This is a genomic window from Actinoplanes siamensis, from assembly GCF_016862395.1.
Lineage (GTDB): Bacteria > Actinomycetota > Actinomycetes > Mycobacteriales > Micromonosporaceae > Actinoplanes > Actinoplanes siamensis.
In genome coordinates this window covers 42,897-66,428 of the sequence record NZ_BOMW01000062.1, presented here as the reverse complement: position 1 = coordinate 66,428, position 23,532 = coordinate 42,897, and the positions used below count along the sequence as shown (strand labels likewise).

Genomic DNA, 23,532 nt, shown 5'->3' with positions numbered 1-23,532 from the left:
AGGAGGACCGGCCATGCGCCGTCCCAGGTTGGCCTTCGGGCTCGCCGTGCTCTGCGTGGCCATCGGCGTCCCGGCCCATGCGTGGGCCGCGACGTCCGGCGCCACAGCCGCACGACCCGTCGTGCACATGGAGGCCACCGTCCTGGCGGCCCAGATCGACCCGCGCCGTGCCGACCACACGCTCACCCCGGGCGCGGAGAGCTCGGTGCTCGCCGTCGAGCAGGCGCTGCAGGCCCTCGACCTGCTGCAGGCGCAGTGGGTGGACGGCTACTTCGGCACCGAGACCATCTCGGCGTACGCGGCCTACCAGCGTTCGCTCGGTTACACCGGCCTGGACGCGACCGGGCTGCCCGGCACGACCTCGCTGACCCAGCTCGGGCGGGGCCGCTACACCGTCCGCGACACGATCAGCCCGGGCGCGCGGACCGAGCGGGACGGGTACGTCGTCGACGCCCGTACCCAGGCGATGCTGGCCGAGGCCGAGCGGCTGCTCGGTCACGCCCTGCTGCTCGACCAGGGCTCGTACAACCCGGGGGGCGACCCGACCTCGGCCGGCACGCACGACGGCGGCGGGGTGGTGGACATCTCGGTCACCGACCTGACCGCGGCCGAGCGCACCCCCGCCGTCCGGGCGCTGCGTCAGGTCGGCTTCGCCGCCTGGCTGCGCGATCCCGGCCAGGGTGACTGGCCGTGGCACATCCACGCCGCGGCGATCAACGACACCGACCTGTCCAGCCAGGCACAGCACCAGGTCGGCGACTACTACCTCGGCCTGAACGGCCTGGCCGACCACGGCCCGGACGACGGGCCCCGGATCCCGATCCAGACCTGGGAGCAGTACCGGCGCGGGCACTGACCCGCGCCGCCCGGATTCACCAACCACCCCTCGACGTCCGGAAAGGACACCATGAACCTCCGTAAGAGCCTCGCCGTCGCCGGCGCCGCGCTGGCGGTGGCCACCTCCGTCGTGAGCTTCTCCTCGCCGGCGTCGGCGGCGTCCCGCGACGGCGCCTGTGACAGCGGCGAGTTCTGCTACTACTACAACAGCAACGAAGAGGGCTCCATCTCGGACTTCACCGACTCCCTGGAGGACTACGGCACGACGCAGCCGTCGTGCTACGAGTTCAAGGGCGAGGGCAACGGCCAGGGCGTCTGCGTGAAGAACAACGCAGCGTCGGTGTGGAACCGCACGGCCAAGACGGTCCGGGTCTACTACAACAGCGACTTCGGCGGGTCGTACCAGGACTTCGCAGCCGGCGCCAAGGGCAACCTCAACGCCACGCTGAAGAACAACAACGCCTCCCACGAGGTCGGGCCCGGCAGCGGCGGCACCAGCTTCCCGGCCGACCCGCGCGCGGCCGACGCGATCGCGTTCGCGAAGGCGCGGCTCGGGCACACCGACTGGAACAACGAGTGCGAGCTGTTCGTCGAGCGGGCGTTCGGCACCAGCGGCCGGTTCGCCACGGCCCGCACGCACTACCAGTGGCAGAAGGACAACGGACGCATCCACACCGGCTCGGTGCCGCCGGCCGGAACGGCGGTGTTCTTCACGTCCACCACGTCGGCCGGGCACGTCATGCTCTCCATCGGCGGCAACAGCGCGATCAGCACCGGGCCGACCGTCTACCAGACCAACACGTTCCGGAGCCGGTCGGACTACCTGGGCTGGGCGTACGTCCCGAGCGGCTGGTGACCGGCATGCCGACCCCCGGTATCTCGTCCGGCTCTGCTCGGCGGCCGCGGACCACCGCCCGCAAGAGTCTTCCCGGTCTGCTGGCCGTTCTGGTGGCGGCGCTCGTCGGCGTCACGGTGGCGCCCGGCGCGGCGTCCGCCGCCGACCGTGACGGTGGCTGCGACAGCGGCGAGTTCTGCTACTACTACAACAGCGACCAGGAAGGCTCGGTCTCCGACTTCACCGACTCGCAGGACGACTACGGCGCGACCCAGCCGTCGTGCTACGAGTTCAAGGGCGAGGGCAACGGCCAGGGCGTGTGCGTGAAGAACAACGCGGCGTCGGTGTGGAACCGCACCAGCAGGACCGTGCGGGTCTACTTCAACAGCAACTTCGCCGGTACGAGCCAGGACTTCGCGCCCGGGGCGAAGGGCAACCTCAACGCCACGTTGAAGAACAACAACGCGTCGCACGAGCTGCTCGGCACCGGCGGGCCGACGGGTTGCAGCACCGACGGCACCAACAGCACGCCGCCGAGCACGATCCTGGTCTACCGGGTCGGTCTCGGACGCGTCGACCGGGTCGACTTCAAGACGTACGTCAAGAACGTCCTCCCGAACGAGTGGGTGACGAGCTGGCCGGACGCCTCGCTGAAGGCCGGGGCGGTGGCCGTCAGGAGCTACGCCTGGTACTGGGCGCTGCACTCGACCCGGAAGACCTCCGGCGGACAGTGCTACGACGTCCGTGACGACACCGCCGACCAGGTCTACCGGCCGTCGACGGCGCAGACGTCGACGTCCTCGGCGGTGGACAGCACCTGGTCGACCCGGATGACCCGGAACGGCAACATCCTGCAGGCGCACTACTGCTCGACCACGACGGCGTGCGGCGCCTGGGTGGCCGGGGACTGGATGTCGCAGTACGGCTCCCGCGACCTGGCCAACGCGGGCAGCACGTACCAGACGATCCTCCGCCACTACTACGACGACGTGGCCCTTTCCTGACGTCACGCGCCGGCGCGTCGCTCATCACGAACCGTGGTGAGCGGCGCGCCTTTTCGCCAGGTTATGCGAGTATTTGCCCGGGTATCCGACCCACGATCTTGTCATTAAGAGCGTGGAGGTCGTCATGACTACGACACAGCAGGAACAGGACGTGATCGACCTGCTCCTGGTCCAGCACCGGGAGATCGAGGCGCTGTTCGCCGAAGTCCGCGGCACTGCCGGCAACGCCCGGAAACAGGCCTTCCACCAGTTGGTACGCCTGCTCGCCGTGCACGAGAGCGCGGAAGAGTTGATCGTGCACCCGGCTTCCCGGTACGAGGCCGGCGACGCCGTGGTCGACACGTGCCTGCGGGAGGAGAACGACGCCAAGCGGGAGTTGACAAACCTGTACGCGCTCGGCACCGACGCGCCCGGTTTCGACGCGATGTTCGCCGCGTTCGAGCGGACCGTGATCGCCCACGCCAGGCGCGAGGAGCAGCAGGAGTTTCCCCTGTTGCGGCGCAACGTCGACCCGGCGAAGCTGCGCCGCATGGCGGGCGCCGTGCGGGCCGCCGAGGCCTTCTCGCCCACCCGCCCGCACGCGGGCTGCGGAGAGAGCGCCAAGACGATGATGGTGGCCGGCCCGCCGATGGCGATCTTCGACCGGATGCGCGACGTCGTACGGGACTGGCACAAGGCGGACAAAGAGTGATAATCCGGCGGCGACCGATCGGTTAGACCACAGGACGCCGGAGACTCAACCGGCGCCGCCCCCGTCCGCGCAGGGCGTGCCGCTGGGACGCGAGGGTCCGGCCGCCCGGCGTGCCGGGCGGCCGGACCCTCGAACGGTCAGGCCTTGGCGAACTTCTGAGCCGCGGAACCGTTGCAGTCCCAGATCTGCAGCCGCGTGCCGTTGGCGGTGTTGCCCGACGGCGCGTCGAGGCAGCGCCCGGACTGCGGGTTGCTGATGCTGCCGTTGCTGTTGACCACCCAGGTCTGCGCCGCGTTCCCGGTGCAGTTGTGCAGCTGGAGCTGGCTCCCGTTGGCGGTCCCGCCGCCGGCGATGTCCAGGCACAGGCCCAGCGTGGTCAGCGCCTGGCCGGTCCAGGCCCAGTGCTGGTCACGGGCGGTGAGCTGGCAGTCCCACAGCTGGACCGCGGCGCCGTCGCCGCCGATGTCGTCACCGGCCACGTCGACGCACTTGCCGCCGGGCGCGGCGAGATTGGTGGCCCCGTTGTTGTACGCGAACTTCTGCGCGCCGGAGCCGTTGCAGTCCCAGATCTGCAGCTGGGTGCCGTTGGCGGTGGCGCCGGACGGCGAGTCCACGCACTTGCCGGACTGCGGGTTGCGGATCGAGCCGTCGGCCTGGGTGACCCACTGCTGTCCGCCGGCGCCGTTGCAGTCCCAGAGCTGGAGCTTGGCGCCGGAGGCGGTGCTGTTGCCGGCGATGTCGAGGCAGCGGCCGAGGGTCTGCAGGGTGCCGTTCCTCAGGGTCCAGTGCTGGTCCTTGGCGCCGGCCTGGCAGTCCCACAGCTGCACGGCCGTGCCGGCCGCCCCGGTGTTGTCGCCGGAGACGTCCACACACTTGCCGCCGGGCGCGGTCACCGCGTACCCGGTGGTCGAACCACCGCCGCCGCCACCACCGGTGCCGCCCCCTCCGCCGGTGAACGGGGAGAGGGTGATCCCGGCCGAGGTGGGGTTGTTCGAGTAGACCAGGGATTCCTGGTTCTGCACGTCGTCGAAGGCGAACGCGTACGCCTTCCCGTCGGCCATGTTCGCGTGGATGATCCGCGCGTACTGGTTGGTGGGGTTGCTCTTGTAGAAGTCGGCCGCGGAGCCGCCGGGCTGGGTGTCGATGGTGCCGAGGGTGCCCCGGTTCAGCGCCGCGCACAGGGTGCGCGCGATCGGGCCGACGACCAGGTCGTTCGGGGCGGCGAGGTTCCCGTCGCAGCCCCAGACGTTGGCGCTCGACGGCTTGTTGAAGGAGGCGACCTGCGCGCCGGAGCTGTTCGTGAACACCATGGTGCTGCCGGACGTACGGCCGAAGTACTTGGTGTTGGGCTGGTCGCCGAACGGCACGACGGTGAGCGTCCTGCCGGTGTAGGCGTTCCACGCCGAGTTGATGTACGAGTCGAGGTAGGTGCTGCTGAGCAGGCCCACGTCGGCCGCCTTGCCCGGCGAGAGCACCCGCAGGACGGTCCCGTCCGAGCGGGTGACCACGGTGCCGGCCCAGCCGGACTGCGCCTTGATCTGGTCGATCACGTTCTGCCGGCCGTTGGCGACCACCGCTCCGGTGCTCCTGGTGCCGTCGCTGCCGGAGACGGTGACCACGTGCGGGAGGGCGAACATGTCCACCTGCGAGCTGTTCAGCCACAGCCCGGAGTCGTTGTAGGTGAACTCGCTCCAGTCGAACAGGATGTCGTGGTTCGGGTCGCCGGAGGCCCACGGCGCCGGCTGGACCAGGCCGTCCGGGGTGAGGAAGAACTTGAGCTTCTGGCCGAGCGACATGTACAGCCGGCCGGAGAAGTTGCGCGGCAACTGCACGATGGTGCTGCCGCCGTTGCCCGGTCCGCCGATGGCGACGTCCGGGGCGGGCGACGGCGGCAGTGAGCCGGCCGGCCAGGCGTTGAAGGCGCCGCCGGCGGTGACGTAGCCGAGCCTGCCGGTGTTCAGGTTGACGCCGATGACGTAGAGGTAGACCGCGTCGCCGCGCCCGGTGCTGTTGTTGACGGTGAACGGCAGCAGGTTCGGTCCGACGGCCTGGGCGGCGGGCGCGGCGACCGCCGCGCCGATCGGTATCGCCGCGACGAGCGCAGCGAGTGCGCCCAGCAATTTGGTTCTGGTGGACATGGGGACTCCTGGGGGATGGAGCGAGAGAGCGCTCTCTGAGATGATCCTCAGCGGAGTTGCGCATGTCAATGGATCCCTGGCCGGAGTGGAGGATCCGCCCCGGCCAGGGCTCCGGCGGCTCGGGCGGGGCCGGGCCGGAGAAGTGGTCAGGACAGCTCGGCGATCCGGCCGGTGTGCAGGGCGCCGTCGGCGAGGTGCGCGGCGTAGGCCTGCAGCGCCCCCTGGTCCGGGTCGAGCGGGACGGGCGCCGGCCAGGAGCCGCCGGTCCGGGTCTGCCCCCACAGGCCGAGGCCGGAGCGGACCGTGACCAGGTCCAGTTGGGCGGCCGGCCAGCCGGCCGCGGCCAGCGCCCGGACCTGCCCGGTGGCCGGGGACTCGCCGCCGCCGGGGACCGCCGAGGCCGAGCCGGTCCAGCTGGTGTCGGTGCCCGTACGGTGATAGACGCCGCCCCACGCGGTGACGGTGAACAGGTGCAGGCTGCCGTCCGGGAGGGCGGCGGCCGCCACGTCCGCGATGCTGGCGTTCGTGTCCACCTGGACGGCCGTGCCGCTCCAGACTCCTGTCGCGCTCGCCGACCGGTCCTGGACGCCGCTCGCACCCGCGGTCAGCAGGTGCGGGCGTTTCGTCACCGGGTTGACGACCGCGGTGATCGAGGTCAGGTCGGTGCCGCTGTCCACCTTGGTGGAACCGGCGTCCCAGGGCTGCCCGGCCGGCCGTTTCCGGTACCAGACGCCCGCGCCCGGGATCAGCGTGAACGCGTGCAGGGTGCCGTCCGGGCCGGCGGCGACGGCGGCGTCGGTGATCTTCGCGCTCTCGTCGATCTGGGTGGCGGCGTCCTCCCAGTCACCGTCCGCGCCCCGGGTCCGCGACCACATGCCGCTGCCCGGGATCAGGGTCAGCACGTGCAGCCGCCCGTCGGCGCCGGCGGCCGCGGCGATCCGGCCGATCGCCGGGTTGTTGTCGACCCGGGTGACCGTGTCACCGGCCCGGTCGAAGACGCGGCCGCGCAGCGCGGTGTCCTCGGCGCTGTAGTGCGGGCTCGCCACCCGGGCCTTGTAGAACTGCGCTCCGGACCTGGTCACGGTCCGGCTCGGGGTGTAGAAGTCGAGCGTGTCGGTGCACCAGTTGTTGACCGTGGTGCAGCCGCCCGGCGGCGTCTTGTACCGGTCGGCGCGGGTCTCCACGGTCTGCCCGGACGGCTGGACGCCCACCGATTTCACCGCCCCGCGGTTGATCGTGGTGAGCTGCCGGGTGGCCTTGTCGTACGTGAACACCCGCTGGTTAGTGGTGATCCACAGCCGGCCCGGGTCGGTGATGTCGGCCGACACGTCGTGCAGCGCGTCGTTGCCCGGGATCTTCAGCGCCCGCGACGTGTCCTCGCGCAGCCCCGGCGCCGATGCCGGGCCGGTCACCTCCAGCGCCGTGAGCAACTGGTACTCGCCGGTGGTCCCGTAGCCGGGCGATCCGGCCACCCAGAGCCGCTGGATCTGCGGGTCCCAGAGCGCGGCGTGCGCCTGCTCCAGGGCGTAGGAGGCGGTCGCGCCGGACGAGGTCGAGTAGACCCGCACGTACCCGCCGGTGCTGGCGGCGACCGCGACGTTGCCGTCCGGCAGCAGCTCGACCGAGTGCCGGTTGTCCGCGCCGGGCGCCTTGTTCGCCCACACCCGGTCACCGTCCGGATAGGTCGCCACGGTGGCCAGTCCCTGCCCGTCGACGACGACGAGCCGCTGGCCGGCAGGCGTGTTCCGGACCCGGAAGTCGTTGCCGCCGTTGAATCCGGCGATCTCGGCGTCCGAGTAGCCGCGGCCGGCTGTCGGCGCCCATGTCCAGCTGTCCCACGTCCACGTCGAGGGGTTCAGCCGGTAGATCTTGTTGGTGTTCTGGTCGCCGGCCAGGATCGGGAAGTCCGCAGTGGCCGCTGACGCGGCGGTCGGCGCGACCACGGCCGGCGACAGCCCGCAGAGCAGCGCCGCGAGGGCGGCGCCGGCAGCTCGTTTGATCATCCGAGGATGATATTCACCGATACCGCGGAGAGAGCTCCGTCGGCGCCCGGCGGGTGACCACGACGGGCCCACCGGACAGCCGGGACGCTCGGGCCACCGGGCTCCCGGTGAGGGGATCGGGAGCTCCCGGAGGGCGTACACCCGCCGGCTCTTCGGTCAGGAGTCGGCGACGAGTGGCCGGGTTCATGAGGATTTCGCCCGGATCGGAGGGACGGTGACCACCTGGTCGGCCACCGAAAGTCGGACCGTCCTATTTGCAAGTATCGAACCTGCAACTTTCCTGTGGAAGGGGCTTCCCCGGGCAATATCCGTGCTGTTAGCGTGACGCGCCCGGCCTGATACAGGCGTGGAAGATCACGGATTCCCACGGGTCTTGAGCGGCAGCCTTCCGACAAGCCGCGATCACGTTCTGTCCACCTCTCATGCGTGCCGGGTCACGAGATCCATCGGATCGCGTGCAAATCGGGGAAAAAAACTCGACAGGAGACTCCGGGTGCTTCAGAAGCCCAAGTTTCGCCGAATCGCCAGTGTGCTGACGGGGGTGACGGTCGCCGCCGCGTCGGTCGCGCTGTCGCAGCTCCCGGCCTCGGCCTCTGGCAAGTCCGGCGGGGGTGCGGCGCTGCCGCCCATTCCGGCCAACGCGGGCGATTTCGCCCTGCCCTACGACAAGATCCCGGCCGGGGCCAAGAAGGCCTCCTCGGGCCCGGAGACCCCGGGGACCAAGTCGCGCCTCTTCGAGTCGCCCTCCTCGAAGACCCGCATCGTGGGCGGCACCACCGTCAGCGCTGCCGACTTCCCGAGCGTGGTCGGCGTCCGGTCGTACTACATCGCCGACGACGAGAACGGCGACCCCGGCTGGTGGATCGGCACCTGCACCGGCACCGTCCTCAGCCCGACCCGGGTGCTCACCGCCGGCCACTGCACCGTCGACCTGCCGTACGGCTACATCGAGGTCATCGCCGGGCGTAACAGCCTGGACAACGACGGCGTCGGTACCGTGGCCGAGGTCTCCAACACGTGGCTGCACCCCGGCTACAACTACCAGCAGCAGCTCGACAACTCCGGCGTGCCGCCGAAGAACGACGTCAGCGTGCTGGACCTGAAGACGGCGCTGCCTTCGCAGTACACCCCGACCACGCTGGTCGCCCAGGGGGCGCAGGAGCAGGCCGGCACCGACGCCACCATCGTCGGCTACGGCATCACCGAGGACCCCGCCAGCGACGCCGGCACGCTGCGCGCCGCGGACATCAAGGTCCACGCCGACAGCGAGTGCGCCTCGCAGTACTCGGTCTACGGCAACATTTACGACGCCACGTCGATGCTGTGCGCCGGCGACCTGAAGACCGCTACCGAGCCGGCGCAGGACACCTGCCACGGCGACTCCGGCGGCCCGATCTTCACCGGCACGCCGGCCGCCCGGGTCCAGATCGGTGTGACCAGCTGGGGCGACGACCCCTGCGGCACCAAGTTCGGGGTGTACGCGGACCTCGACAACTACACCGACGCCATCAAGGCGCAGGTCGACAACATCGCGCCGAACAACCTCGACTGGACCGGTGACGGTCACTCCGACCTGATCATCCGCGACCCGTACGACGGTTCGCTGCAGATCGGCAGCGGCGCCGGCACCATCGTCGGCACGCCGAGCCAGTCCTACGACGCCGGGTTCAACGGCTTCTGGCACCTCGGCGAGGGCATCAACTGGAACGCTTACACCAAGCTGTTCCGCGTCAACAACTGGAACGGTGACGGCAACCCGGCGATCTTCGGCCGGGACTCCGGCGGTCGCCTGTGGCAGTACAAGGGCGACGGTGCGGGCGGCTTCGTGTCCACCACCCCGACGCAGGTCGGTTCGGGTTGGAACACCTACACCGACATCATGGTGACCAACAACTGGAACGGCGACGGCCGTCCCAACCTGATGGGTCGCACCTCCAACGGCACGCTGGTGATCTACAACAGCAACGGCGCCGGTGGCTGGAGCAACCCGAAGGGCACCGTGATCGGCTCCGGCTGGAACTCGTTCAACACCGTGCTGACCCCGGGCTCGTGGCTGGGTGACGGCCACCAGTCGCTGATCGGCCGGAACGCCAAGGGTGAGCTGTGGCTGTACAACAGCAACGGCGCCGGCGGCTGGGTGAACCCGAAGGGCCAGAAGCTCGGCACCGGCTGGAACGGCCTGCCGACCTTCATGTCCCCGGGCGACTTCAACGGCGACAACCTGGTCGACCTGGTCGGCGTCAAGGCCGACGGCACCCTGTTCCTCTACGCGACGAACGGCAAGGGCGCCTGGCTCAGCGGCAAGGGCAAGCTGCTCGGCTACAACTGGGATTACTACAACGCCCTGTTCTAAAGCATTGACGTGAACGGCCCCCGCGGTGTTGGCGGATTCCAGGGGTCGTTGCAACACAGTTGATCAACTGGTTTCGGCCAGCAGTTTAGCGAAGCGCTCGGCTGGGGTGTCCCAGCCGAGCGTTTTGCGTGGGCGGCCGTTGAGTTCGACCGCGACAGCATCGAGGCGTTCGCTGTCGTGGGCAGACAAGTCGGTGCTTTTCGGGAAGTACTGGCGTAGCAGGCCGTTGGTGTTCTCGTTGCTGCCGCGCTGCCAGGGCGAGTGCGGGTCGCAGAAGAAGACCGGGGTGTCGGTAGCGATGGAGAACTGCTGGTGCAGGCTCATCTCGATGCCTTGATCCCAGGTCAGTGACCGGCGTAGGTGCGTTGGCAGATGCGCGACGGTGGCGATCAGCGCGTCGCGGACCAGGTCCGCGGTGCGGCCCAGCGGCAGGTGCACGAGCATGACGTAGCGGGTGTGGCGTTCCACCAGGGTGCCGATGGCGGACCGGCCGTCCTTCCCGATGATCAGGTCGCCTTCCCAGTGGCCGGGCACTGCGCGGTCGTCGGCCTCGGCAGGACGTTCGCTGATCATGACCATCTCGGTGGCCATCCGGGGTGTGCGTTGCTGGGCCTGACGGCGGGGACGGCGCATTGCGCGGCCGGTGCGTAGGGCCTTGGTCAGCTCGCGGCGCAGTTCGCCGCGTCCCTGCACGTAGAGTGTCTGGTAGATCGTCTCGTGCGTCACGTGCAGCTCCGGGCGGTCGGGAAAATCCCGCCGCAAGCGTCGCACGATCTGCTCGGGGCTCCACTTGAGGTTCAGGCCGTCCTGGACGGCTTGGCGCAGTTCAGGGCTGGCGGCGATCTTGCTGATCTTCGGGTGGGGCCGTCGTGCCTGGGCACGGGCCTGAGCCGCGTGCGGCCGGTAGTCCCCGCTGACCGGATGGGCGTTGCGCCGCAGCTCACGGCTGATCGTCGAGGGATCACGGCCGAGTTCGGCGGCGATTTGCCGGACTGTGGCCCGTTCACGATGCCGGTCGGCGATGTGCAGGCGTTCGTCCTCGTTGAGGAACCGGCCCCGCACCGACGGCGACGCCGTGGCCGTGATCGGTGCTGCTGCCCTCTCGCGGCCGGTCGGATTACGGCCGTTTCGCCAGCGCCGGCCGGTCCGGATGTTGATTCCGACGATCTTGCACGCTTCTGCTGTTCCGACGCCTTGACCCACGAGCGCAAGATATGCCTCGCGCTCGCGGGTCAGACGTCGACGGCCCTGGATAACCGATCGGTCCCGGATTTCGAAGTCCATCGCATCCCCTGAACTGGGGTGTTGCGACGACTCCTAGAACCCAAGGTTCCGCGGGGGCCGTTTCGTGTCTTGCCGCGCGTGCGGGTGACACCGTTCGGCCGAGGTCGCGGGGCCGGAAGGCGGACGCGTAGGCTGACTTCGAGCCGGTATTCGAGGTGTGCCGGTTCTGGATGTGCGCCGGTTACGGATGTGCGCAGGGTTGCGACCGCCGCCGAAAGGATGGCGGGTGGGTGCGACGTTCGTCGTGCCTTGAGGGGCCCGCTGTTCCGCGCTCCGGCCAAGAGAAGGTCGGAACAGCGGGCCCGGTCTGCGCGCCACGCGTGTGGCGCCGTTCAGCGGCGGTCGGACAGCAGATCGAAGATCGGGCGGACCTGCTTCCACAGGGTCGTCAGCTTGCGCCGGTATGGCGCGACGACGTAGAGCACCGCGGCGGCGGCCTGGGTCGTCCGGCTCCACTGGAGCCAGGGCGCCGGGAGTTCGGCCGGCGGCAGCAGGCGTTCCGCGGCGAGCCCGAGGACCACAAGGACGGTGAATCCGACCAGGCCCCGCTGGTAGTAGCGGAGATAGCCGCGGGCGGCCTCGAAGTCCTCCGTGCGGATCGTGGCGGGAGTCTCGATGTAGCGCATCGCTGTCCCCTTCGTTCGAACTGCCTCGAGGTGACTGCTCAGCGCTGCTCCGGCCAAGAAGGTGCGTTGAGCAATCCCGGAACTTTGTGTCTGGACTATAGCCATCTGACGCACATTGACCGGGTTGTCCGCTTCGGCTTTCGGGTCGCTTCCAGTGATCAGTAACAGCCAAAAGAACTGACAAAAAGGACAAATCATAAACGAGAACAAGATTTGTGCCGGATATTCGGCTTCTGCGCGACGCCGGCAAGTTCACTCGGTAGAGGACCGGATACTGGCTCGGTGACTGTTTTCGCCCTTCTGGTCGGGATCGACACGTACGCCGCGAGCGAGGTCACCGGACTGCGCGGCTGCCGCAACGACGTCATCGCCACCGCGGCCTTCCTGCGCAGCAGGCGCGTCGCTTCCGAGATCGTTCAACTGCACGACGCGGCCGCCACCCGCGCCGCCGTGATCGACGGGCTCCACCGGCATCTGGGCCAGGCCGGTCCGGGCGACACCGCGCTCTTCTGGTTCAGCGGCCACGGCTCGCAGGTCCGCGTCCCGGCCGGCCTGCAGCACCTGGAGTCCGGCCCGCTGATGCAGACCCTGGTCTGCGCGGACAGCCGCACCCCGGGCGTCCCCGATCTGCTCGACAAGGAGTTGTCGCTGCTGCTCGACGCGATCGCCGAACGCGGCGCGCACGTCGCCGTGGTGCTGGACAGCTGCCACAGCGGCGGCGCCACCCGGGAAGCCGCGCAGGTCCGCTCCACTCCCGGCCTGCGCGCCGCCGAACCGCCCCCGGTGCTGCTGCCCGAGTTGGGCGGGCGCCCCTACCGGTCGGTGGGCGCGACGGAGCCGCGGCACGTGGCGCTGGCCGCGGCCCGGCGGTTCGAACTCGCGCTGGAGATGGAGCTGGACGGGCACCGGCGCGGCGTGTTCAGCTGGGCGCTGCTGCGCGCGCTGCACCGGCTGGGCGCCGCGGCCACCTACCGCCAGCTGCTGGTCGCGGCCCGGGTCGGCGTGGAGTCCCGGGCCGGTGGGCAGGTCCCGGAGCTGTACCCGGAGGTGCCCGGCGTCGCCGACCAGCCGTTCCTGGGCGGTGCGACGGTCGCGCCCGGCGCCGGCATGCTGATCCGGCACGGCCGCGACGGCTGGGAGCTGGACGCCGGTTCCTGCCACGGCCTGCCGGCCACCGGCGAGCTGCGGGTGGCGCTGCCCGGGAGCCGGCCGCCGCGCGAGGCCCGGGTCACCCGGGTGCTGACCGAGCGCAGCCTGGTCAGCCCGATCGGCTGGCATCCCGACCCGGAGCGGCAGTACCCGGTCCTGCTCACCCGCGTCCCGCTGCCCGCCACCACGGTCGCCGGCCTTCCGGCGGAGGAACTGCGCGGCTCGCCGTTCGTGCGCCCGGCCGGTCTCTCCGAGACGCCGGAGCTGCGGGTGCTCCGCGGCGGCCGGATCGAGGGACCGGACGGCGAGGTGATCGGCGGCTCCGGCCCGGTGCTGCGGCGCCTGGAGCACGTCGCCCGCTGGCGGCAGATCCGCGACCTGGAGAACCCGCTGTCACGATTGGCCGGGGCGATCAGCATGGAGATCATCGCTGGCGGGCGTGAGGTCGTCGCTGAGGGCGGCGAGATCAATTTGTGGTACGACAGGGGCGCCCCACCCGAGATCACCATCCGGCTCCGCAACCGGACGCAGCGCCGCCTCTACTGTGTACTCCTGGACCTGACCAGCGGTTACCGGGTCCACGCCCAGCTCTTCCCGGGCGCCTTCATCGACGGCCGCTCGGACGGCTGGGCCCTGGACGGCCGCCCGGTCCGGGTCGCGCTCCCGTCCGGCCGGCGCGCGCGACCCGGCGCCGCGGTGCGGGACTGGCTGAAGCTGCTGGTCGCCGAGGAGCAGTTCGGCTCACTGCCGTTCGACCTGCCGGCCCTGGATCAGGGTGTCGCCGGCAGCCGCGGTCCCCTGCTGCTGCACGGCCTGCGGGACATGGGCGAGGCCGACGACGCCTACGACTGGACGACCCTGACCGTCCCGGTCCACACCCGGGTGCCTCAGTAGACGCCGCGGTGCACCAGCCCGCGGAACATGCGGCGGACCCCGTGCACGGCGACCGCCGGTGGCTGACGCTCGGCGCCGAGCCGCCGGTGCAGCTCCCGGTAGATCTCCCTGGCAGCCGCCGGCTCCGGGACGCCGAGCCAGCCGATCGCCCCGGTGAACCCGGCGGTCAGGAACGCGTCGGCAAGCGCCGGGAACGCGGCCCCGGGCGGCAGCACCACCACCCCCGAGGCGCGACGGATCCGTACGGCCGCCACCGCCTCCGGGGTCAGCTCGGTGCCCCCGGCCAGCCGCAGCGTCCCGTCCGGTCCGGCCGGACAGTCCAGGTGCAGCACGGTGGCGCTGAGCCGGGCCAGCACGTCCGCCGCGGTGGCCCGCTCCAGCAGCTCGCCCCGCCCGTAGCAGCGCCGCAGCTCGGCGCCCTCCGGCCCGGCCAGCAGCACCGGTTCCTCGACGATCGCGCGGCGCCCGCGCCCGGCCAGGTCGAGCAGCTGGCGGTGGCCGGCCAGAGTGGAGACGATCGCCACCCCGGCGCCCGGCGGCCGGTCGGCGACGAGCAGCGTCCGGCGCGGCAGCGTGCGCTCGGTGCCGAGCGCGACCCGCCCGGTGGCGGCGTGCAACAGCAGCATCCCGTCCGGCTGCGGAATCCCGAGCGCGTCGGCGCCGGCCGCCCGCAGCGCCGCGGTGACCCGGTCCGCCGCGTGGTCCTCGCCGAGCGCCCGGGCGACACGCAGCAGCAGCGGGAAGTCGTCGGCCGGCAGCTCCTCGACGGCGAGGCCGCGCAGCTCTCCCCGGGCGTCGGCGTCGTCGTCGGCCGCGCCGGGACCGTCGCCGGCCCGGCCGCGCAGGGCCAGCGCCAGCGCCAGCCGCAGCTGATCGGCGGCGCCCGCGGGACCGTGGTGCGCCACGGTCACGGCGAGCGCGACGAGCTCGTCGGCGGTCGCCACATCCGGGCGGTCCAGCAGCGTGTGCGGGGCGTCGCCGAGGAGTCTCCGCAGCTCCGCACGAGGGTCTCCGGGCGGCGGGACGGGCCGCGGCCGGGGCGTCGGCCGGGCCGGGGCCGGCTCCTCCCGCGCCTCGATCAGGATCACCGGCCGGTCCAGCGGATCCGTCCGCGCCATCCGGGTGCCGGCCGTCAGGATCGAGCCCATGCCCAGGTCGTGCCCCTGTTTCTGGAGCCGGTGCAGGGTCTGCACGGACCGGGTCAACGCGCCGAGGTTCACGCCCACCCCGCAGAACGCCTCGACGATCCCCTCGGCGACCGCGAGCAGCAGCTGCGCGCCCGTGGTGACCTGCGGTGACAGCTCGGGCTCGGCGAGCACCAGCTGGAAGTGTCCGGCCGCGGTGCGCGCCGCCTCGACCTGCGCTCCGCCGCCGGGCCGCAGCGCGGCCGGGAGGATTCCGCCGGTACGTATTCTGCCCAGCGCCCGGCTCAGGTGCAGCTGCCCGAGCAGCAGCCGGCTGAGCACCGTCTGCCCGGGCGACAGGGTACTGCCGAGCGCCTCGGTGAGCCGTTCGATCCCGGTCTCCCGGTCGGAGTCCGGGCCGCCGTGGGCCACGTGCCGGGCCGCCAGCAGGGAGCCGAGGAGGGCGGCGAGCGGGGCGCGCAGGCTGTCCCCGTCGGCGAAGTAGCCGTACGCCTCGGTCAGCGCCCCGATCGCCTCGTCCAGGTCGGGCTGCGGTCCGGGCCGCCCGTGCCCGGACCGCCAGTAGCGGTCGGTGAGCACCTGGCCCAGCTCGAACAACCGGCCGGTGCGGGCCGGCCCGCTCAGCCCGGCCAGCTCGCGGCGCAGCTCATCGATCCCGCCGGCCACCGTCAGCGCCCCCAATGGACGAAGCCGGCCCAGGCGGCGACCTCCGCCGGGTCCGTGGCGGCCAGCTCGTCCCGCAGCTCACGCGGCATCCGGTCGGGTATCCGCCGCGCCGGGTCGAGCATCCACAGCTGGGCCTGGTGCAGGGCGTCCCAGACCGGCCGGCGGCCGGCCATCAGGAAGTGGTGGAACATGAACATCAGCACCGAGGTGGCGGCGTCCGGGATGTTCCACAGCGTGGAGAGCACCGAGCGCACGCCGGCCGCCAGGAACGCGGTGCCCAGGCTGTACGCCTCGTCGTACCCGCTGATCGCCCGCCCGGTGCGGCAGCCGGCCAGCACGACCAGCGCGATCGCCCGTCCCGGCGCGCGGGCCAGCAGCGGGCCGAGCGTCTCGGCGTGCAACCGCGCACCGTCGGCGAGCAGCAGGAACGCGGCGGCCCGGCCGGTCGAGGCGAAGCCGTGACAGGCCAGGTGCAGCACGGCGCCGGCCCCCGGGGACGTCGAGGTCAGCCAGTTCTCCACCTCGGCCACGGTGCCCGGGCCGGTCGGGCTGTCGGTGCCGTCCGGCCGCCGGCCGACGTAGCGGGCGCCCCGGTAGAACGCCCGGCGGATCGCCCAAGCCTCGGCGCGTGCGGCCGGCAGGCTCGGCTCGCCGGTCCGCGGATCGCCGACGATCAGGCCGGTCGGCGCGAGCGGCACCGGGGGCTGCGCGGCCGCGTGGCAGAGCAACCGGGCCGACACCACCTGCGAGACGGCTACCGACTCGATGGCGTACCGGCCGTCCGGGCGGCGGGCCGCCTGCCACGGGATCAGCGCCAGGCGGCCGATCGGGACCAGCACGATCCGCGGCGGCCGGCCGGTCGGCCGGGTCCGCAGCCGGGGCAGGTACTGGTCGACGACCGGGCCCAGCGCGGCCCGCCAGGCCCACCGGCACAGCCCGTCCAGGCTTCCGGTGAACGCCTCGTCCTGGCCGGGCGCCTCATCGGCCGGGCCCATGTCCCGCCGGGCCGCGGCGCTCAGGTAGTGGCCCACCTCGAGGTCCTGGTCCGGGTGCAGGTTCGGCAGCGTCAGATAGCCGGGCGGGCCGTCCGCCGGGGCGAGCAGCGCGTGCCCGGGCAGGCCCCGCTCACCGGGCATCAGGTAGACCAGCACGTCCGCGTCCAGGGCGCGCAGCGCGTCGCGGATCTCCGGCAGGCCGGGCGGGTCCAGCAGGCCGAGCGTGCCGTGGTCGCCGAGCACCCGCATCGCCTCGCGGCGCAGCGCGGTGGGCAACCGGTCGGGCTGCCCGGAGGCGACCGCGTCGTCCCAGCGACCGGCCAGGTCGTCGCGCCCCGCGGCACGCAGCCGGGCGCCGACCCGGCCCAGCTCGGTAGCGGCGAACAGCGCCAGGCCGCGGCCGGCGTCCAGCGCGGCCATCGCCCCGGCCGGGTCGCCGTCCTGCAGGAACCGCCGGGCGGTGTTCAGGCCCTCGCGCGCCGCGTCGGCGGCCGCCACGGTCGCCGCCGGCAGGTCGGACTGCACCATCACCTGGAACGCGTGGCCCCGCATGCCCTCCATCGAGGTCCGGTGCGCCGGGGTCACGGCGCCGAGCCGCTGCTGCACCCCGGCGAGCATGTCGTTGATCCACGCCCACTGTGGATGATCAGGCCCGCCGGCCAGCTCCCGGGCCTCGGCGAGCAGGATGAGCGCCTCGTCCAGCCCTGCGGTCGAGTTGGTCACCTCGGTCCGGCGGAACAGCCCGAGCGCCAGGCCAGCCAGGTGGAACGGGCGGCGCAGGTCGTCCGGCCCGGCCAACTCCAGGGCCGCACGCAGGTGGCCGATCGCCGCCTCGATCTTGCCGAGATCGGTCTCGGCTCCGCGGTCGAGCAGCAGCATCGCGCTGTACGCCCGCTGCAGCGCCTGGTCCGCGGGCGACTGGGCGGCCCCGGACGGGGACGTGCCGAAGTCGACCGGCTGGCCGCCGTTGGCCAGCGAGTCCAGCATGTCCAGCTGTTCGAGCGCGGAGATCCGCACCGGGTCGTCCTCGGGCATCCGCTGTGCGGCCTCCCGCATCCGGCGCATCGGCCCGGACAGCTCCTCGCCGCGCTGGTTGGCAGCCATCAGCTCGGACGTCGCCGTGAGCAGCTCGGTGAGCAGATCCGCCTGCGGGTTGCCGGCCCCGGCCCCGGCGCCGGCTCGCAGCCGTCCCAACTGCTCCGGCATCCGGCGGATCGCCGACTCGTCGCCGTCGTGCAGAGCTGCCATGAAGCCGAGGCCCTGCCGGGCCGCCTCGAAGATCGGCGCGGCCGGCGATCCGGGGCCGGCCTCGGTGGCCAGCTTCTCCACCTCGGCGAGCGCGGCGTGCGGGTCGTCGACCCGGCTCTCCAGCGAAGCCAGCATCAACGAGATCGCCCGGCCCGCGGCGCGCAGCCCCGGCCACTTCGGGACGTCCGGCGGGTCGGCCTCGGCGATCGCCAGCACCCGTTCCAGGCGGCGCAGTGCCGGGAGGTCCATCCGCAGGTCGCGCAGCATCGGCCAGAGCAGGGCGGCGGCCAGGGTGCCGCGCCCCGGCGAGTCGTCGGGCAGGGTCTCCAGCACGCCGGCCGCGTCGTCCAGGTCGCCGCTGCCCGAGGCGGCCAGCGCGATCACGGCGTACCCCCGCAATCGCTCCTGCTCTCGATCTGTCATCAACGTGTGCCGGAACCGGTGCCGGGCAGCAGCCGGATCAGGCAGGCCAGCAGCAGGAGCAGGACCGCGGCGGTGAGCAGGCAGACCACCACCACCCCGGCGACGTAGACCGCGCGGCGCCAGCGCGAGTACGGATCGACAGCCACCATCTCAGTTCACCCCGTACCGGCCGAGCGTCCACTTGAGCAGGTCGTGCACGTTCTGATCGGTTCCGGCCGGGGTGAACCGCGCGGTGGTGTGGAAGTACCGCACATCCCCGAACGACTTCTCGATCGAGCGCACCATGTTCGCCATCCCGACCCGGTCGCTGAGCCAGCCGCGCACCGCGTCGTTGCCGTCGCCCAGCCCGGCGCAGATCGGCAGGTCCGAGGTCAGGTCGCTCTTGGTGACCGCGACCGCGAGCGACTTGTCGGCGGTGCGCACACCCATCCCGTTCAGGTTCTCCAGCACCTGCTCGAAGATGTAGCTGGGCGGCTGCGACGATCGGATCGCCCGGTACTCGCGCTGCGCCTGCGGGTTCAGCGAGTTCCAGACGTCCGGGATCGCGAACGGGTCGACGACGAAGACGAACGCGTGCGCGCCGCGCAGGAAGCGGCGCGCCTGCAGCCGGGCCGAGTCGCCGAAGTCCTCGCCGGGCGGGTCGTAGATGTGCACCAGGCGCCGCACCCGGCCGCCGCCGAGGTTGAACGAGTACGCCCGGACCGCGTCCTCGGCGATCGTCTTGCCGGTGTCCCCGCGGGCGGCCAGCGCCTCCTGCATCTGCGCGAGCGCGTTCCCGGTCGGCTCGTCGGCGGTGGTCGCCGAGATGCCCGACCGCTCGCCGCCGGTCATCGTGGCGGCCAGCGCCAGCATCATCCGCGTCTTGCCGGCGGTGGTCGCGCCGAGCATCGGGATCACGATCTCCCGGGCGGTGCCGGCGCCCTCGGCCATCGGCGCCTCGCAGTGCGGGCACCACGCGGTCATCCGGTGGCTGCCGAGCAGCAGCAACGTCGGCATCCGGTACCCGCACCAGCAGGTCCGGCGCAGCAGCCCGTACCGGCCCGGCCGCACGTCCTTGTGCCGGTGCGAGCAGAGCGGGTTGGGGCAGTCGTACGCCGGATACACCACCCGGTGATGGCACGCCGGGCAGGTCAGCTTGATCCCGCGCAGCTGCGACAGTCCCAAGTCCAGCCCGCGCAGCAGGTAGAGCAGGGCCTTGGCGAGCACGAACAGCAGTCCCCAGACGAGCAGCGCGCCGAGCGCCACGAACGTCATCACCAGCGCGGTGATCACCGCGCCGGCGACCACCCCGGCGGCGAGGAGCACGCCTACCGCCCGGCGGTAGTTGTTCATGCCGTAGTGGAAGAACCTGCTCTTCAGCCAGGTCCGGGTGGTCTCCGCCTGCCGCCGCATGTCACGCCAGGTCAGCCGGGCGACCTGCCGCAGGTCCCGGCCGGCCGGGCCGGACAGGTAGTGCACGTAGGCCGGCACGCCCGGCGGTTGGGGGACCGGGACCGTCTCGCCGGGCAGCCGCATGCCCAGGGCCTGGCCGCTGGCCCGCAGGTAGGCGCCGGTGCACAGGACCAGGAAGACACCGCTCGCGACGATCACCAGGGGGAGGCCGAGCACGATGAACACGGTGCCGACCAGCGCGTACCAGACGAGGAGGAAAAGCAGGTAGAACACGGAGTCTCCCGCGGTTCTCACCGTCGCCGCGGCAGGAAGCGCCCGATGCCCCGCGGCACCCGGGCCTCGCGCCACTGGGCGACGTGTTCGGCCAGTCCCTTGACTTTGCTGTGGGCGAGCAGCTTCTCCAGCGCGTCCAGGTCGCGTGACTTCCACCGGGCCACGGTCGCGGCGAGCACGTCGTTGAGCTTGCGGGCGTGGTCCGGCTGCTTGCCGGTGAACCGGTGGAACAGCTCGAAGGCGGTGGCCGCGGCGCCCAGGTCGGCGCCGCGCAGCAACTCGGTGAGCTGGGCGCGGTAACGCCGGCGGACCTCCGACGGCAGCTCCGGCAGCACCTGGGCCAGGGTCGCGGCGTCCAGCCGGAGCAGCAGCCCAGGCAGTTGACCGGCGAGCCAGGAGCGGGCCGGCGGCTCGGTCTGCCGGAAGAACTCGATCACCTGGGCGGCGAGCGGCGGCAGCTTGGTCTCGCCGGTCCGGTCCACCCGCCGGACCAGTTCCCTGGCGCGTTGCAGCTGCTCGACGTGGGTCCGCGCGGTGGCCGAGAGCCGCCCGGTCAGGTTCTGCTCGGCGGCGAACGCGCTCACCACGGCGTAGTGCGGCCAGCCGCCCTGCGGCATCTGGGAGATCTTCAGCACGTCGTCGAGCAGCGCCACCATGGCGTCCGACTCCCAGAACCGCTTCGGCACCTCGCGGGTCACCTCGGCGGCCTCGGCCAGCCGCCAGCCGTCCGGCCAGAGCGCGGTGAGCACCGCCCGGTCCGGGGCACCCTGGTCGCTGAGCCGTTTCAGCGCCGGGATCCGCCGTTTCGGGTCGCTCGACGCGCGGGACAGTTCGAGCAGCCGGTGCAGCGGGCGGTACGCGGCGAACTCCTCCTCCGGCACCGTCCCGCCGGCCAGCCGGGTGGCCACCGCCAGCACCCCGCGCTCCCGGTTGGACAGCGCCTCGCCGAGGCCGCGCAGCACGCCGCGGCGCAGGGCCGGGACGTCGCGCAGGACAGCCGGTGGCTGCCGTTCCGGGTCGGCCAGCAGCAGCGGGGTGATCAGGTCGTGGCCGTACCCCTCCAGCTCGCCGTCGGACAGCTCCACCCGGGTGCGGACGGCCAGGCTGAGCACGTCGACGGTGTCCGGGCCGGGCGCCGCGCCGTCCAGGAGGGTGACCACCTGCTGGCGGGCGTACCCGGCGCCGTCCCGGGTGACCAGCCGCGGCACGTCGGCGGGCGCCGCGGCCGGCTCCCGCAGCAGCCGCTCGAATGCGCTGACCTCGGTGTTCGCCTGCAGCCCCGGATCCTGGGCCGCGGCCGCCACCCGGACCAGCACCAGGCACTGCGGCAGCGTGAGCCGCACATGGTCGAGGCATTCCTCGACGATCCGGGCGACGGTGTCCGGGCCCAGCCGGCCGGCGTTGCCGGGCAGCCAGGCCAGCACCGCGTCCAGGTCCGCCTCGTTGACCGGCAGCCGGGCGCACTGCGCGGCGGCCACCGCCACCGGGTACCAGTCGTCGAAGTCGCGTTCCGTGCCGGCGGAGAACTCCCCGGCCAGCTCCCACAGCTGGCCGGCGTCCTCGGCGCCGGCCGCGGTCAGCAGCTCGGCCAGCGGGTGCGCGTCGACGTCCGACGTCACGCCGCCGGCCAGGTCGAAGACCGCGAAGCTGCGCAGCGTCGCCTCGGTCACCGTGAAGTCGCTGGTCGGCACCGTGCCGACCAGGTGCTCGCGGCCGCGGCCGGGACGGTACTGATAGGTCGCGAACGCGAACCGCCCGGCCAGCGCCGGCGGCAGCAGCCGGCAGAGCGCGGCGATCCACCGGGCGACCTGCTCGGTCTCCTCGTGCACGACGATCACCGGCCGCTCGCCCGCGACGATCGCCCGCTCCACCGCGGTGAGCATCCGCGGCAGCGTGCCGAGGCGGCCGTCCTGCAGGAACGCGTCGACGTCGAAGCCCGCGGCCGGCCGCGGGTCCAGCTCCGGCAGCTCGGGACCGGGCGCCTCGGCGCGGGCCCAGAACCCGGCCCGCCAGAAGTCGATGGGCAGCGCGCCGCCGAGGTCGTGCTCGGCCGCCGGCAGGCTCAGCGCGTGCACGAAGTAGTTGCCGAAGCGCTGCGAGTAGTCGTTGCCGACGAAGACCGTGTTGGCCAGGATCGCCGGCTCGCCGTCGGCGCCGGGCAGGTAACAGAGGTTGACCGGGGTGGCCGCGATCTGCTCGGCGGTCGGCTCGTAGCCCAGCGAGCGCGGCGGTTCGTACGACGTGGCCTGCTCCACCCGCCGCAGCACCGCGCCGGAGACGCCCGGGGTGGCCGCGTTGAACTGGAAGCCGGAGTACCCGGCCAGCCCGCGCTCGCAGGAGGTGTAGTACATCTGCGGGACGCCCATCTCAGTCCCTCCCCGTCTCGATCACCTTGAGCCGGCTCAGCAGCCAGAGGAACGGGTCCTCGACCCGGTGCGGCTGGATGCCGGACTTGGCGATCCGCTGCCGCTGCTGAGCGGGTTCCAGAGCGGGCGGCACCGCGCCCAGCGCGGACAACCCGAAGTACCGGTAGGTGCGGTAATGCTTGTGCAGCAGCTGGTCGATCTGCCCGCCCTCCCACTCCTGCAGCAACGCCTGGACGTAGTGGTGCAGGGCGAGGCTGTCCGACTCCGGGAACCAGGGCGTGTCCGGCGCCGGCTGGCGCAGCGGGCTGTCCTCGGGCAACGCCTCCCAGAGCGCGTCCACCTTGGAGAACGCGATCGCCACCGGCACGTCGATCATGCGGTTCGGCCCGACGCCGGGCACCTGCTGCAGCACCTCGGTGACCCGGGTGAGGATGTTGATCGGGCTGTCGCCCTGCGCCGCCTGCCGCTGCGCCCGGGCCGGCAGCACACCCGGGTCCAGGCCCAGGGTCGGCACCAGCTGCGGGATGGTCAGCGGGTCGAGCAGCACGATGATGCCGTGCGCGCCGGCCAGGTAACCGACGTTCTGCGCGACGCCGCGGGCGGTCTCCAGGTCCTCCCCGGCGGTGTCGAAGAACGACAGCACCGTGTGCTTCAGCGTGCTGCGGAAACGCCTGCGCTCGCCGAGCGAGAACTTGAAGACGAACGGCTGCCGGCCCTCCTCGCCGACGTTCGCCGGCTGGGTGGTGATCGGCAGCACCCCCTCGGTGTAGAGGGCGCGTTCCTCGTTGCCGAACTCCTTGCGGGTGCGCTCGTCGGCGCCGACCACCGCGGCGTCGAAGCGCCGGCCGACCCGGTGGATCAGCTCGTGCATCAGCACCGTGGTGTAGACGGACTTGCCGCTGAACTTGGCGCCGATCATCGCCACGATCCGGGTGTCCAGCTTGCCGTAGTGCACCGGGAGCTGGGCGTGGCAGTGCGGGCAGATCTGCACTGTCGCGGTGTTGCCGCAGGCCTTGCAGACCGCGGACAGCTTCCGGCCGTTGCCCTCCACCACCGGCAGCACCACCATCGGGTCCTTGAGCGCCACCCGGACCGGGTCGGGCGCCGGCTCGCAGAACCGGCCGTCCGCCGACCGCATGCCGCTGCAACGGAACAGCATGTCCTTCTCGGCGAACGTCCGGTAGCAGTACGGGCAGGTCAGTCGCGCCAT

General features: G+C 72.1%; 16 protein-coding genes. 6 read left to right on the top strand and 10 right to left on the bottom strand.

The window, feature by feature from the left end; genetic code table 11:
* Window positions 1-13 precede the first annotated feature (13 nt).
* The 4 genes from Asi03nite_RS29525 to Asi03nite_RS29510 all read left to right on the top strand — a co-directional run bounded on the left by Asi03nite_RS29525 (window position 14) and on the right by Asi03nite_RS29510 (window position 3,367).
* Window positions 14-856, top strand: a complete 843-nt coding sequence (locus tag Asi03nite_RS29525; protein WP_203683764.1) for a peptidoglycan-binding domain-containing protein — start codon at window positions 14-16, stop codon at window positions 854-856.
* Between the two features lie 51 nt (window positions 857-907).
* Entirely contained in the window at window positions 908-1,693 is a 786-nt protein-coding gene (locus tag Asi03nite_RS29520) for a peptidase inhibitor family I36 protein (protein ID WP_203683763.1), read from the top strand.
* 5 nt (window positions 1,694-1,698) lie between these two features.
* Window positions 1,699-2,676 carry a SpoIID/LytB domain-containing protein gene (locus tag Asi03nite_RS29515; protein ID WP_203683762.1) on the top strand — a complete coding sequence of 326 codons (978 nt, stop codon included), beginning with the start codon at window positions 1,699-1,701 and terminating at the stop codon, window positions 2,674-2,676.
* Window positions 2,677-2,800: 124 nt separating this feature from the next.
* Entirely contained in the window at window positions 2,801-3,367 is a 567-nt protein-coding gene (locus tag Asi03nite_RS29510; protein WP_203683761.1) for a hemerythrin domain-containing protein, read from the top strand.
* Window positions 3,368-3,504: 137 nt separating this feature from the next.
* Here Asi03nite_RS29510 and Asi03nite_RS29505 read toward each other — a convergent pair whose 3' ends face one another.
* Window positions 3,505-5,505, bottom strand: a complete 2,001-nt coding sequence (locus tag Asi03nite_RS29505; RefSeq protein WP_203683760.1) for a beta-1,3-glucanase family protein — start codon at window positions 5,503-5,505, stop codon at window positions 3,505-3,507.
* Window positions 5,506-5,651: 146 nt separating this feature from the next.
* The gene (locus Asi03nite_RS29500) at window positions 5,652-7,508 is read right to left on the bottom strand and encodes a DUF6528 family protein (RefSeq protein WP_203683759.1); all 1,857 of its coding nucleotides are present in this window, start codon (window positions 7,506-7,508) and stop codon (window positions 5,652-5,654) included.
* Window positions 7,509-8,037: 529 nt separating this feature from the next.
* Here Asi03nite_RS29500 and Asi03nite_RS29495 point away from each other — a divergent pair.
* Window positions 8,038-9,861: a trypsin-like serine protease gene (locus Asi03nite_RS29495; protein ID WP_239103020.1), complete on the top strand. Its 1,824-nt coding sequence runs from the start codon at window positions 8,038-8,040 to the stop codon at window positions 9,859-9,861.
* Window positions 9,862-9,924: 63 nt separating this feature from the next.
* Here the strand turns inward: Asi03nite_RS29495 and Asi03nite_RS29490 are convergent, their stop codons facing one another.
* Window positions 9,925-11,145 (bottom strand): IS30 family transposase, encoded by a 1,221-nt coding sequence (locus Asi03nite_RS29490; RefSeq protein ID WP_444978650.1) that lies wholly within the window; start codon window positions 11,143-11,145, stop codon window positions 9,925-9,927.
* Between the two features lie 332 nt (window positions 11,146-11,477).
* Complete coding sequence (locus Asi03nite_RS29485; RefSeq protein WP_203683758.1) at window positions 11,478-11,771, bottom strand: hypothetical protein; 294 nt, start codon at window positions 11,769-11,771, stop codon at window positions 11,478-11,480.
* Between the two features lie 282 nt (window positions 11,772-12,053).
* On the opposite strand from Asi03nite_RS29485, the gene Asi03nite_RS29480 reads away from it, so the two are divergent.
* Window positions 12,054-13,814 (top strand): caspase family protein, encoded by a 1,761-nt coding sequence (locus tag Asi03nite_RS29480; RefSeq protein ID WP_203683757.1) that lies wholly within the window; start codon window positions 12,054-12,056, stop codon window positions 13,812-13,814.
* Here Asi03nite_RS29480 and Asi03nite_RS29475 read toward each other — a convergent pair.
* From Asi03nite_RS29475 to Asi03nite_RS29450, 6 genes are read right to left on the bottom strand one after another with little or no spacing between them, the layout of a single operon-like run.
* Window positions 13,808-15,640 (bottom strand): hypothetical protein, encoded by a 1,833-nt coding sequence (locus Asi03nite_RS29475; RefSeq protein ID WP_203683756.1) that lies wholly within the window; start codon window positions 15,638-15,640, stop codon window positions 13,808-13,810. The two genes, Asi03nite_RS29480 and Asi03nite_RS29475, sit on opposite strands and share 7 nt — an antisense overlap.
* The gene (locus Asi03nite_RS29470) at window positions 15,628-18,291 is read right to left on the bottom strand and encodes a CHAT domain-containing protein (protein WP_203683755.1); all 2,664 of its coding nucleotides are present in this window, start codon (window positions 18,289-18,291) and stop codon (window positions 15,628-15,630) included. The genes Asi03nite_RS29475 and Asi03nite_RS29470 overlap by 13 nt, the downstream gene beginning before the upstream one ends.
* On the bottom strand, window positions 18,291-18,440 hold the full coding sequence (locus Asi03nite_RS29465; RefSeq protein WP_203683754.1) for a hypothetical protein: 150 nt from the start codon (window positions 18,438-18,440) through the stop codon (window positions 18,291-18,293). Before Asi03nite_RS29465 ends, Asi03nite_RS29470 begins: the two co-directional genes overlap by 1 nt.
* 1 nt (window position 18,441) lies before the next feature.
* Window positions 18,442-19,956 (bottom strand): TRAFAC clade GTPase domain-containing protein, encoded by a 1,515-nt coding sequence (locus Asi03nite_RS29460; protein WP_203683753.1) that lies wholly within the window; start codon window positions 19,954-19,956, stop codon window positions 18,442-18,444.
* Window positions 19,957-19,973: 17 nt separating this feature from the next.
* The gene (locus Asi03nite_RS29455) at window positions 19,974-22,322 is read right to left on the bottom strand and encodes a GTPase-associated protein 1-related protein (RefSeq protein ID WP_203683752.1); all 2,349 of its coding nucleotides are present in this window, start codon (window positions 22,320-22,322) and stop codon (window positions 19,974-19,976) included.
* A gap of 1 nt (window position 22,323) precedes the next feature.
* A complete protein-coding gene (locus Asi03nite_RS29450) occupies window positions 22,324-23,532 on the bottom strand; it encodes a hypothetical protein (RefSeq protein WP_203683751.1) in 1,209 nt (402 codons plus the stop codon).